This window comes from Streptomyces sp. NPDC107498 (assembly GCF_055582805.1).
This window is the reverse complement of sequence record NZ_JBVJPE010000034.1, coordinates 26,967-39,164: the sequence shown is the minus strand read 5'-3', so window position 1 is coordinate 39,164 and position 12,198 is coordinate 26,967. Positions and strand designations below refer to the sequence as shown.

Sequence of the window (12,198 nt, the reverse complement as noted above, 5' to 3'; positions counted from 1 at the left end):
TCACCACGGTGATGTCGCATCATCTGGGACCGTGGTGCGGTGTCATGACCTCGTTGGTGACCTGTTTCCGCATGTCAGAGCGTTGCTGTTGGAGCGCGTGTTCTTCGAGTGCGGGGTGGTCCGCCTGGTCGCGAGAACGCAGCCGATCGGGGTCGCTTGCCCCGCGTGTGCGACGGTGTCCAATCGAGTCCACAGCGTGTACGTAAGGCGCCTTGAGGACAGGCCGGTCGGTGATCGGCCAGTCATGATCGAACTGACGGTGCGACGTCTGTACTGCGAGAACTCTGCTTGCACACGCCGTACGTTCGCTGAACAGGTCGAAGGGCTGACCATTCGCTATGGACGTCGAACACCCTCCTCCCGACGCCTCTTGGAGGCGGTTGCCGTCGCGCTCGCCGGCCGCGCCGGTGCCCGTCTGGCAGCCGCCCTGCATATCAGGGTGAGCCGGACAACGCTCCTGCGGGCGATCATGGCCCTGCCCGATCCCGCCTGGGCCGTCCCGAAGGTGCTGGGGGTCGACGACTTCGCCACCCGCCGCGGGCATCACTACGGGACCGTCCTCATTGACTGCGAGACGGGCCAGCCTCTCGACCTGCTGATCGGCCGGGACGCCGCCACCCTGACGGGCTGGCTGCGCGAGCATCCCGGAGCCGAGATCATCTGCCGTGACCGGGCCGGCTCCTACGCCGACGGCGCCCGCACCGGTGCCCCGAAGGCGGTCCAGGTGGCCGACCGGTTCCACCTCTGGCAAAACCTTGGCACCGCCGTCGAAGCCAGCATCCGGCTCCACAGCACATGCCTCAAGACGGCCGCCGCCAGTCCTGACGGCCCGACGAACGATGGCGACAGCGTGGAGGCAATGAAGGCGATGTCGCCGATCGAAGTCCGCATCCGAGAGCGGCACGCGACCATCCACGCCCTGCTGGCCCAGGGACACGGCATCCGCGAGATCGCCAGAGAACTGCACATCGGCGGTAACACCGTCCGCCGCAATGCCCGCGCGGCGGTCCCCGAGCAGCTGCTGACCGGTCGGCACCAGCCCCGGCCCAGCCAGCTCGACCCCTACAAGCCCCACCTGGACAAACGCTGGGCCGAAGGACACACCAACGCCATCCAGCTGCACGCCGAGCTTCAGGCCCTCGGCTATCGCGGGAGCTATCAGATCATCAGTGACTACCTGCGACCAAGACGCCGGCGCCGCATCCGTGTGGTCCCACCCGCGCCACCGGGAGTCCGCCGGGTCACCGGCTGGATGATGCGGCGCCCCGAGCGCCTGGGCGACGAGGAACATGAACAGTTCGCCGCTGTCCTCACCCACTGCCCTGAGCTGAAGGCCCTTCACGCACACGTCCGCGGTTTCGCCGAGATCCTTCAAAGCCGCTCCGGCCAGCACCTCAAGGACTGGATCACCGCCACCCGAGCCGCGGGCCTGCCCCGGCTGCACGCGTTCGCCGCCGGCCTGGAGAAGGACTGGGACGCCGTCGTCCAGGGCCTGAGCACCCACTGGAACTCCGGCCCCGTCGAGGGCCGCGTCAACCACATCAAGATGATCAAACGCCAGATGTTCGGACGAGCCAAGCTCCCCCTGCTCCGCAAACGTGTCCTCCTCACCGCGGCCCAAGGCGGCCACCGCCACCCGCTCTGCCCTTGATAGAACTGCTTCATGAGTTCGAACGACGACCGGATCGCGCAGGTCGAGCACCACTTCGGAGTCCGGTTTCCCCAGGACTACCGGGACTTTCTGGGCACTACAGGGAGTCTGAGCCGGTTCGTTCCTCCCGCTGACGACTTCCTGGTGATCGACGCGCTGGACGAGCTCATCGGCAACAACGAGGCCGGTGAATTCCAGAAACGCTTCCCCGGCGCCGTCGTCATCGGCGGAGACGGAAGCCGCGAGCTGCTTGCCTACGACTTCCGCCAGGACCCCCCGCCTTTGGTGACACTCGACGTCTCCGCGGAAGACTGGTCATCCGCCATCTACCAGGCAACGTCCCTCTCCGCCCTGCTAGAGAATTTCCCCCAAACCGGATGGAAATGGGACGACGTCGATCCCCCGCTCTCCTGACCACTGCCCTCACGGAATGTGTGCCAGAACCCACGACTCGTGAATAAAGCCAGCCACCCCGTTCTCGTACGCCCGACACAAAGCGCACAAAGGAACCGGCTACAGCTCGAACTGAATCTGCTCGATGTCGCTCAGCTCGACCTCAAGGCCGTGGGCGCGGCGGTCGCCGTCGCGGAAGTACACCTCACCAAGGGCGTCGGCGGTGGCCTGCTGGAGTTCACGGTCGGTGGCGCCGGCGGCCTGGGCGTCGAGGAGGCGGGCGGCGTGATGGGGCGGGAGGGCGAGGGTGAGGTGGCGCATGCGGGCGTCGTCGCTGCTGCCCGGGGCGGCGGTGAAGCCGAACCGGGCGCGGACGCCGACCATCAGCCCGGCCGAGGTCGCCGCCGCCTTGCGGGCCTTGGCCCGGATCTGCGGCTGCCACCGCAGGCGGACCTCGGCGGCCACCTTCTCCGCCAACTCGGACCGCGGGAGCTTGATCTGATCCTTCACGTAGCGCTCGACGGTGCGCTGAGAGACGCCAAGGAGGGCCGCGACGTCGCGAGTGCTGCCCTTGTGCTGCCTGACGAGATAGCGGACCTGGGCGCCGGCGCTCTTCGGGACAGGGCGGGTGAACGCGCCCGCGAACGCGTTGCTCAAGGCGGTGTCGATGATCATCGGTGGTCCTTCGGTGGAGGGCCGGCGGGAGGCGTACGGGGGTGGCGTCGCGGGTGACGCCACCCCTCGCTCCGCTGTGGGTCAGGCGAAGTGGCGGGAGGCGGCGGCCACGAAGGCTTTGGTGGCGGTTATGGCGTCCTGCCGGAGTGCGGCGAGGGTGTCGGTGTCGGGGGCGTCGCGCAGGGCGTAGGAGGCCTGCGCGGCCGCGTCGGCGGCCGGTGCCAGGGCGGGGAGGAGGATCGTGACCAGGACGCGCGGGGTCTCGATCGCGGCGCGGGTGGCATGCAGTTCGGCGCGGGCGGCATCGAGGCAGGCTTCGTCCGCGCCGGCCAAGCGCAGCTCCTCGCGGACGAACTGGGCCCGGCGGTGGGTGGCGAGCGCGGAGGCGAGCGCGGTCACGGCCTCCAGCGCCTGGTCCCGGCGCCGGTCGACGCGCTCGGCGTCCCGGGCGGAGCGGGTGGTGCGGTGCTGGATGAAGCCGGCGACCACGGCACCCAGCAGGGTGCCCAGGACGGCGATCACGGTAGCGAGCACGAGATTCCCCCTCGGAGACGGAAGCAGTCGGACGCGGGTGAAGCCGGAGTGCTGTACGGCGACCTGAGCGACGATCAGCCTTTCCGGCATCGAGGAAAGACCGGAGAGAGGTAGATCGCGCGGGAGATCGCCGTATAGCGGTGTTACTGGCCGATCTGCTGGCCGTCCCAGAACTCCGGCTGCCCCGGTAAGAACTCTCGAACCTGAGACAACATCAGGTGCCATGCGATAAAGCCCCACGACAGCGATCCCACCCATTAATCTCTCACCCCCATGACAGCGGCCTGCCCACCCGCAAACAGCCGCTGACCAGCCCCGCAACGCCCATCTCCGGACCAGCACGACCGGTTCTCACCACCACCAACACCAACCCGAGAGATCGCAGTACGTACGGGGCCGGTGACACAATGAGGCCCTCCGACTGTAGGACATGTGACCGGGCGTCAGCCCATCGACTTACTTCCTGCGGCCGGAGGCCGGCGTTCAGGCGGTCAGGTCGGGGAGGCGGTACTCGTACTTGCGGGGCCGCAGGTCCTCCTCGGCCGGCTCCCAGTCGAGGTAGTGCGAGACCGTGCCGCCGCTGGGGATGTACGGGTCGGTGGCGGCGTCAACCCTGATGTCGCTGACAACGTACAGGTCGACGGTGTTGTCCTTGTCCCGGGCGTGCAGGACCTCGTTGACGGTGAGCTCGACGCTGGTCGCGGCGCCCGTCGTGCCCTTGACCTCGACGTGGCGTTCCTCGGTGCCACGGGTGCAGCGCAGGTCGTAGGGCTTGCCGAGCTTCTCGACCCTCCAGCCCTGTCGTTCGTAGTGGGCGGTGGCCAGCTGTTCGGCGTGCTCCTCGATGGCCTTGCGCTTCTTGGGATCGGAGATGTATCCGGCCCCGCGGCGGCGGCGCTGGGGCTTCTTCTTGCCCTCGACCTGTTCGGCCGTGAAGCCCGGCGACTTGTCCAGGGGGACGTCTTCGGGGTCGTCAGGGTCGTAGGGGATGCCGGCGAGCTCCAGGAGGCGCTGGGCCGGCATCTGGACGAGCTTGCCCATGCCGCGGTCGGTACCCGAGCGGCGGATCGCATCGCTGCCGGCCTCGGTCAGCGGGCCCTCAGGGCCCAGCGGGACGTTCTCGAGCTTGGCCAGAGGCTCGATGCCGAAGCGCTGCGGGTACTTCAGGCGTCGTTCGGCCTCCTCGTCGGGCCAGTGCCAGGCCTTGCCCTCGTAGAAGCCGCCGCGGACCTGGAAGAGGTAGAGAGTGGCGGTGTTCTGCAGCCAGTCCTCGAATTGGACGCGGGGCGAGGCGCCGGTGGCCAGGACGGCGAACCGGGGACGGGCGTCCTCATACTCGGGCTTCCTCTCGGGAAAGCCCCAGGAGAGGGTCTCGATGCCGTGCTCGAGGTTGCGCTGGGACTCGGTGCTCTGGCCCACGTGGACCATGACGAACGTCGAACTCTTCATGCAGGGCATCATAAGCATGCCTTTATCGAGTGGTCGATAGGCCTTCCTGTGGGATAGCCTGCACAGGCCAGACGCTCAACTCGCAGTCTAGAAACCGCCACTGACAACGCCTCAGCAGCGGCCGCGGAGCCGTGAGCGGCCCGCAGCCGCACGCTGGGGCGCGGCGGGAAGCATGGGGGATCCGCATGTCAGAGCAATCACCGACGACGACAGCGCGTGGCGGCGGGGTGCCGTCACCGCGTACGAGCGGTGCCGTGGCCGGGGAACAGGTGGCCGACGTGCCGTGTGCGGCGGCGGGCCGGGTGCACGAGATCGCCGCAGCGGCGAAGGACCCGGCGTTCATCGACCGGTGCGTGAAGCGCTACACGGCCGCGGGCTTCGGGGTCCCGGACGAGGCCGAGGTGCGCAGCTGGCGCAACAGCTGGCCTCCGTTGCTGGAGGCGCTCGTTGGGGCGGGGTTGTCCGGTCTTCAGCTGTATCTGGAGTACGGCACCCCGGGTGGGGGCCAGCGCCTGGACGCTCTGCTGATCGGCGCTGCGCCGGGCAGCGCTGTGGGGCTGGTGATCATCGAGCTGAAGCAATGGCACACGGCGCGGGTCCTGGACCACATGCGGGTGCAGCGTTCGGACGGGCTGGTCACCACGCATCCGGTGCAGCAGGTCCTGGCCTACAAAAAGTTCTTCGAGTTCTGGCGACCCGAAAAGGCGCCCGTGCTCGACATCCGCGCGGCCGTCGTCCTGCACAACGCCGGCCGAGAACAGGGCGAAGTCCTGCGCGTCCGAAACGGCGAGGGAGCCCACGTACCGGTGGTGACCGGGCAGGACCTGGCCGGCGAGGGCGCGGCTGTGGCCGCTCGCCTCGGGTGCGCGGACCTGGCCTCTCCCACGTTGGAGGAGGTCGGCGCGTTCGAGCGGATCGAGTGGACGCCGTCGGCCCGACTGCTCGCCCAGGTCGGTGACGCGCTCGAGGGGCAGACGACCTTCGCGCTCGTCGGTGACCAGCAGCACGCCTACGTACGGATCCGCGCACTCATCGCCGGTCTGCTGGCCGGAGACCCGCGAGGTGCGGTCGTCACCGTGAGCGGCGGGCCGGGCAGCGGCAAGACCGCGCTCGCGGTGCGTCTGCTCGGCTATCTGATGCGTCACCGGGAAAAGAGCCGGCCGCGGTTCGTCACGCCCTCAGGGACACTGCGCGCCCACCTTCTCGAGGCCGCCGGCGGGCAGGCGCATGCCCGTGACCTGTTCCCGCCCGTCTCCTCCCTGTACAGCACCGCACAGCACGCCGGGTCCGTCATCATCGACGAAGCCCAGCGCATGGCCAGGTCGGACGACAGGCTGGCACCCGCCCTGGCCGAGGTCCTGCGCAAGGTACCGCTGGCCGTGGTGTTCCTCGACGAACGCCAGACCATCCGCCCCGGCGAAGGCACCACCGTCGACGAACTGCGCGACACCGCCCGGACACTGGGCCGCACCCACCACCACCTCGAGCTGACAGGCTCGTTCCGCTGCAACGGCTCCGCCGCCTACACCACCTGGGTCGACAACCTCCTCTACGGCACCCCTACGCCGTGGACCGGACACGCCGGCTACGAACTCGCCCTCGCCGACGACCCCTTCCAGCTCCAGCAGTGGATCGAACACGCCACCGCCGACGGCCACACCGCCCGCGCCACCGCCGGGTTCTGCTGGCCCTGGACCCGCACCCGCCCCCGCGACGCCACCACACTCCCCCTCGACATCACCATCGACGTCCCACCAGGTCCTGCGACACCGGCCCGGACCTGGCGCGCCGCCTGGAACGCCGCCACCACCCTCACCCACCCGGACAACGGCCGCCCCCTCGCCCCCCACAACCAACTCTGGGCCACCCACACCGGCGGACACCAACAAATCGGCTGCATCTACACCGCCCAAGGCCTCGAATACCACCACGCCGGCGTCATCATCGGCCCCGACCTCACCTGGACAAACGACCGGTGGGAAGCACACCCCGACCAAAGCCACGACAAAGACCTCCGCCACCTCACCCCCACCCAATACCTCCCCTACGCCCTCAACACCTACCGCGTCCTCCTCACCCGCGGCACCCACACCACCCACATCCACACCCCCGACCAGACCACACACCACCTACTGCAAAACCTCATCCACAACAGATGAAGACCACACACGAGGTGGCGCCGGACCCCAGGCAGTCCGGCGCCACCTCAACGTCTATGGCGTGCGGGTCAACTACTCCTGCCGGTCGCGGCGGCTGCCGACCACCACATGGACGAGCAGCAGGAGCGCGACCACCACGACCAACACCCACAGCCCCCACCAGGGCATCACCACGTCCACAGAAAACTTGAGCAGAACCACGGGAGCGACAAAGGACCCGACCAGCCCGAAGATGCGGAGCGCTGCATTGATCATCCGCCTGGCGTGAGGGCCGGGAACACGCATCACAGTCTTGAAGGTCGCCTTGGCGAGCCCGATCTTCACCTCAGCGTCGCTGATGGGCGTTTCCTCGCTGCGTGAAGGGGGAAACCATCCCCGCGGATGCGGGGAGCAGGGCGGGTTGTGCACCGAGCCGTACTCCAGCAGGGGACCATCCCCGCGCGTGCGGGGAGCAGGGTCGTGCCACGAGCGGCGCCATGACCGCCGCAGGACCATCCCTGTGGGTGCAGGAAGGAGCAGGGATACGGTCCAGCGCCGTGATGGACTCCGGGGGCCATCCCCTGCGGGTGTGAGGAGCAGTCCAGGCTGGGTTGTGCCTCTCGGTTGAGGCCGGGCTCGCCCGATAACCGCGCCGCGGGCCGGGTCAGTCGGGGAAGGAGAAGTAGAGCGCGTCGCTGTAGAAGGACGCGAAGTGCTTCTGCCAGTCGGCCCGGACCGAGGCCAGCCACTCGTCGTTCCGGCCGGCGATCGCCGCCTCGGCCCGGACGACGGCGTCGGGGATGTCCCCGGCCACCAGACGCCCCACGCTCGCTGCCGGATCGTCGTCCGTCATCGAGACGATCTCCCCGGCCTCCAGGACGAAGTACTTCGCCTGCTGCTTCTCGAGGTGGGCCGTGGTCCTGGTGACGCATTGGGCGAACTCGGCGTCGTCCTCCAGACCCTTGCCGACCGCGCGCAGGAGACCGCAAAGCAGGGCCGCCCCGCCGGCGTAGTCCGCGGCGATGCCGATCGGAGGATTCCAGATCATGGACGGGACGACCGTGGTCCCGCGCCCCACCATGAGTTTGTGCGCGAGCGGGACGTCCCAGTTGTGCTCGGATATACACCGGATCCGCTGGGGAATCTCCGCCTCGTTCGGCATCAAGTCCGCGGAGTAGAGATAGGAACGGTTCGCCATGACGGCGACGCTAACACCGGGGACCGACAACACCACCGCCGTCCGACTCCTCCCGAACGGACGGAACCCGAGGAAGGGCCTCGACCGGCAAGGCAGGCGTCAAAACACCAGAACCGCACCCGGTGCTGCAACCGGCAGACGGCGCCCGTGGGCGCCCCCTCACAAGGCAGAAAGCCTGCCCTCGTACCCGGCATACACGAACGGCCCGCCCCCTGCAGACGGACAGCGGCCAAGAGGTGACGTACATCCCGTATCCCCGGGAAGCATTCCAGCGGGCCGGGGAGCGGACCGCCGACCCTTTCCGCCCGTCTTGGTGACCGGGACCATCCCCGCGGGTGCGGGGAGCAGCGCCGCAGACAGGTTCGCGATCTGCGTCTCGTGGGACCATCCCCGCGCGAGCAGGGAGCAGTTGGAGGTCAGGGGTATCACTGCGCCTGCCAGGAGCAGTCGTCACTCTGTCCTGGAGGTGGCTGGCGACCTCACCGATTGAGATCGAATACAGCCACACCGTGTCCCTCGTATGCCTTCGGGTCGACGGTTGCCACGAGTGCGTCCGTGCCCCACTGGGGCAGATGCCGGGCGGCGTGGATCGCGGCTCCGATACCCGGCGGTACACCCTCGCCACGAAGCCGGGCGACCGTCAGCATCGCGGGATAGTCCAGATCCACCGTGTGCAGGACGTCGAGCTGTCCAAGGTGCTCCGCCAGCCCGGGATGCTCGTGATCGGCCTCCAGAGCCGACAACACCGGCACCCACAACCGCGTCTCCACCTCGAAATGAGCCCGGTGGATCAGCGCGGACACCTGCCTGTTCCCCGCCAGCGCCGACAGAACCGTCACATCGAGAACGAGATGGTGAAGGATCACGCGGCCGCGTCCTGCCGGCCGGCAAACGCCTCACGCAGCCGGGCGCCCATCGCCGCGCTCTCCTCGTCGCTCACCTCGACACCGAAATGCTCGGCGAGATAACCCCGAGTCCGCTCCGCGCGCTCACGACGCTCCTCCTCCGTCAGCGTCGACTCCGCGAACTCCTGAACCAGAGACCGGATCGACACCCCGCGGGACTCGGCAATCACCGCCAGCCGGTCACGAACCTCAGCAGGCACCCTGATCATCGCATCAGACATAACCCAAGTATACAAGCACGTATACTTGGGTACAACGTGCGAACCACCCCCACACCAGACACGCAGACCACACCCTCCACCGGGCACGAAGAACAGACCCCGACCGCGGCCTGGTATACGGCGCCATCCCCACGAATGCGAGGAGCAGCACCGTGAGACGGACCAGTCCACCGGTATCGAGGGACCATCCCCGCGCGTGCGGGGAGCAGCTCTCTTGCAGCATCGCGTGACGTGCACGAGGGGGACCATCCTCGCGGGTGCGGGGAGCAGTTCTGGCCTTCCCACGCCTTCCAGATGTCCCGGGGACCATCCCCGCGGGTGCGGGGAGCAGTCGCCTCCGGAGAGCTGGCCCTGGCCGCCGACGGGACCATCCCCGCGGGTGCGGGGAGCAGTCGCCTCCGGAGAGCTGGCCGGTTGGGTCGTTGGGACCATCCCCGCGGGTGCGGGGAGCAGGCATGTGCCGCCGGAGAAGCACACGAGCATCGGGGACCATCCCCGCGCGAGCGGGGAGCAGGCTTCACGGAGGGCGTGCTGCCAGCTGTCGCAGGGACCATCCCCGCGCGAGCGGGGAGCAGCAGCCGCACACTGAACACACACCCGAGGAGTCGGGACCATCCCCGCGCGAGCGGGGAGCAGGAGCTCGGCCAGGACGAGCGGATGGTCGCGCAGGGACCATCCCCGCGCGAGCGGGGAGCAGCCCACCACCCGCGTCCAGCTCTACCAGTCCCGCGGACCATCCCCGCGCGAGCGGGGAGCAGTGCCGCTGAGCTACAGATTCATGGTGATTCTGGGGACCATCCCCGCGCGAGCGGGGAGCAGTGGGGGGCTGCCGTACCGGCCGCCTCGTAGAGGGGACCATCCCCGCGCGAGCGGGGAGCAGGGAATCGGTCTGGGCCTTCGTGGTTCCGGCACGGGACCATCCCCGCGCGAGCGGGGAGCAGTTCAGCTGGCAGCGTCCCCCGGGCGTGTGCCAGGGACCATCCCCGCGCGAGCGGGGAGCAGCGGGTCGGAAGTTCCCACCCGAACCACCCTCGAGGACCATCCCCGCGCGAGCGGGGAGCAGCCGAGCGTCCTCACCGGCGGGCCGAAGTAGACGGGACCATCCCCGCGCGAGCGGGGAGCAGCGAGCACGGCGTACGCTTCGGCTTCGACCTTGGGGACCATCCCCGCGCGAGCGGGGAGCAGGGGTCGTAACCCGCGGTGGGGGTGCGGTGGCCGGGACCATCCCCGCGCGAGCGGGGAGCAGTGAGTGTCGAGTCCGTCATGGGCGCGCTCGACGGGACCATCCCCGCGCGAGCGGGGAGCAGGTCAGTAAGTGGCGCATCCAGGGACAGGCCTTGGGACCATCCCCGCGCGAGCGGGGAGCAGGCCTGCCCAAGGACGCCCACACCCGGGCCCTGAGGACCATCCCCGCGCGAGCGGGGAGCAGCGGTGGACGAGCGTGGAGTGGTCCGGGCTGCGGGGACCATCCCCGCGCGAGCGGGGAGCAGACTCAGTGACCTGCAGTTCTACCCCACACACAGCGCCACTTGAACCACTTTCACCGAAACCGGCAAACCAGACACCACTCCCCTACAGGGAATCCCCGCCGGCACCCTCAACAGCCCAGACTGCCCAAGAGGACTATCTCCGCGGGTGCGGGGAGCAGCAGCCCGCTCCGACAGCCGCTCCACCGGCCAGGTGACCATCCCCGCAGGTGCGGGGAGCAGTCGTCGAACGGTACGAGCGATGCGACCTGCTGGGGACCATCCCCGCGGGAGCGGGGAGCAGGACGCAAGGTTCTTCAGGAGCATCGTCGGGTGGGGACCATCCCCGCGGGTGCGGGGAGCAGTCCCAGGACCAGTGGCAGCGTATGTCGCGACTGGGACCATCCCCGCGGGTGCGGGGAACAGAGCGCCGTGCTCGGGCGGGTCGTCGTGGGTGCGGGACCATCCCCGCGGGTGCGGGGAGCAGAGCTCGGCGGCGAAGGACGGCGGCAAGGAGTCGGGACCATCCCCCGCGGGTGCGGGGAGCAGGACGCGATCACCTCCACCGCGACCGGGGCGGGGGGACCATCCCCGCGGGTGCGGGGAGCAGGTAGTTGTACATGAGCTGGTCGCCGACGGTCAGGGACCATCCCCGCGGGTGCGGGGAGCAGACGCAGGGCGGTGGCAAGGAAGTCGACGCCGCGGGACCATCCCCGCGGGTGCGGGGAGCAGCGGCGCGCCCGAGTGGATGAACGGCGGCGTCAGGGACCATCCCCGCGGGTGCGGGGAGCAGATCCGGAAGCTCTGGGCGGAGTGGGTGGCGCCGGGACCATCCCCGCGGGTGCGGGGAGCAGACGGTGGGGCACATGGCCGACGGCATCGACTGGGGACCATCCCCGCGGGTGCGGGGAGCAGCTGACGACCACGCCGCGCACGGTCAGGGTGGGGGGACCATCCCCGCGGGTGCGGGGAGCAGCACCGGCCGATGGACCGGGGTCCCGGCGCCACGGGACCATCCCCGCGGGTGCGGGGAGCAGCCTGGCGACGACCACAGCGACGACAACCTACGGGGACCATCCCCGCGGGTGCGGGGAGCAGTATCGTATCGATCGATACATCCGCAATCCTGAGGGACCATCCCCGCGGGTGCGGGGAGCAGCTGAGCAAACGCTCGAACCGGCACGATGAGCATGGACCATCCCCGCGGGTGCGGGGAGCAGACTTCATGACCTGCAGTTCTACCGCAGTCACAGCCCCAACTGAACCACTTTCATCGAAACCGGCAAAACGCCCATCACTCCACAAACGAGCCGCTTCCCCACCACCGGATAACAAGCCAAGCGACTGGGCCGGCCGTCACCACAAGGACCACCCCGTGGGTACAGAGAGGAACGGACTTCTTACGGCGGCATGGCCAGGGCGACGAAGCTATTCCAGACGCAGGAAGCAGGAGCTCCCGTACGGGCACTCGTCAGGTATAGAAGACTCCACGCGGGCGGGGAGCAGGAGACGCCCAAGGGTTAATCAGGGGAGCTTCTCGAGGCTGCCCTCACTCAGATTGCATGGCG

General features: G+C 69.0%; 10 protein-coding genes and 2 CRISPR repeat arrays. Of the genes, 3 read left to right on the top strand and 7 right to left on the bottom strand.

Going from position 1 to position 12,198, the window contains the following annotated elements:
- Positions 1–31: 31 nt before the first annotated feature.
- Both ACZ66Z_RS34545 and ACZ66Z_RS34540 read left to right on the top strand, forming a co-directional pair.
- On the top strand, positions 32–1,651 hold the full coding sequence (locus ACZ66Z_RS34545) for an ISL3 family transposase (RefSeq protein WP_469939770.1): 1,620 nt from the start codon (positions 32–34) through the stop codon (positions 1,649–1,651).
- Between the two features lie 12 nt (positions 1,652–1,663).
- Entirely contained in the window at positions 1,664–2,065 is a 402-nt protein-coding gene (locus ACZ66Z_RS34540) for an SMI1/KNR4 family protein (RefSeq protein ID WP_469939768.1), read from the top strand.
- A 99-nt stretch (positions 2,066–2,164) separates the two neighbouring features.
- Here the strand turns inward: ACZ66Z_RS34540 and tpg are convergent, their stop codons facing one another.
- The 3 genes from tpg to ACZ66Z_RS34525 all read right to left on the bottom strand — a co-directional run bounded on the left by tpg (position 2,165) and on the right by ACZ66Z_RS34525 (position 4,702).
- The gene (gene tpg, locus ACZ66Z_RS34535; RefSeq protein WP_469939766.1) at positions 2,165–2,719 is read right to left on the bottom strand and encodes a telomere-protecting terminal protein Tpg; all 555 of its coding nucleotides are present in this window, start codon (positions 2,717–2,719) and stop codon (positions 2,165–2,167) included.
- Between the two features lie 81 nt (positions 2,720–2,800).
- Positions 2,801–3,253 (bottom strand): protein kilB, encoded by a 453-nt coding sequence (locus ACZ66Z_RS34530; protein WP_469939765.1) that lies wholly within the window; start codon positions 3,251–3,253, stop codon positions 2,801–2,803.
- Between the two features lie 483 nt (positions 3,254–3,736).
- Positions 3,737–4,702, bottom strand: a complete 966-nt coding sequence (locus tag ACZ66Z_RS34525; protein WP_469939763.1) for a protein NO VEIN domain-containing protein — start codon at positions 4,700–4,702, stop codon at positions 3,737–3,739.
- A gap of 254 nt (positions 4,703–4,956) precedes the next feature.
- Between ACZ66Z_RS34525 and ACZ66Z_RS34520 the strand changes: the two genes are divergently transcribed.
- A complete protein-coding gene (locus tag ACZ66Z_RS34520; RefSeq protein ID WP_469939762.1) occupies positions 4,957–6,861 on the top strand; it encodes a DNA/RNA helicase domain-containing protein in 1,905 nt (634 codons plus the stop codon).
- Positions 6,862–6,933: 72 nt separating this feature from the next.
- Here the strand turns inward: ACZ66Z_RS34520 and ACZ66Z_RS34515 are convergent, their stop codons facing one another.
- The 4 genes from ACZ66Z_RS34515 to ACZ66Z_RS34500 all read right to left on the bottom strand — a co-directional run bounded on the left by ACZ66Z_RS34515 (position 6,934) and on the right by ACZ66Z_RS34500 (position 9,164).
- Complete coding sequence (locus tag ACZ66Z_RS34515) at positions 6,934–7,185, bottom strand: hypothetical protein (protein WP_469939760.1); 252 nt, start codon at positions 7,183–7,185, stop codon at positions 6,934–6,936.
- 319 nt (positions 7,186–7,504) lie between these two features.
- Positions 7,505–8,038 carry a DUF7822 domain-containing protein gene (locus ACZ66Z_RS34510; RefSeq protein ID WP_469939758.1) on the bottom strand — a complete coding sequence of 178 codons (534 nt, stop codon included), beginning with the start codon at positions 8,036–8,038 and terminating at the stop codon, positions 7,505–7,507.
- A 479-nt stretch (positions 8,039–8,517) separates the two neighbouring features.
- Positions 8,518–8,904, bottom strand: coding sequence for a PIN domain-containing protein (locus ACZ66Z_RS34505; RefSeq protein ID WP_469939756.1), 387 nt, complete (start codon positions 8,902–8,904; stop codon positions 8,518–8,520).
- Positions 8,901–9,164: a hypothetical protein gene (locus ACZ66Z_RS34500; protein WP_467125916.1), complete on the bottom strand. Its 264-nt coding sequence runs from the start codon at positions 9,162–9,164 to the stop codon at positions 8,901–8,903. Before ACZ66Z_RS34500 ends, ACZ66Z_RS34505 begins: the two co-directional genes overlap by 4 nt.
- 180 nt (positions 9,165–9,344) lie before the next feature.
- Positions 9,345–10,654: direct repeats of the CRISPR family, unit length 29 nt; unit sequence GGGACCATCCCCGCGCGAGCGGGGAGCAG.
- Between the two features lie 556 nt (positions 10,655–11,210).
- Positions 11,211–11,850: a CRISPR direct-repeat array (repeat unit 29 nt).
- Positions 11,851–12,198: the final 348 nt, after the last annotated feature.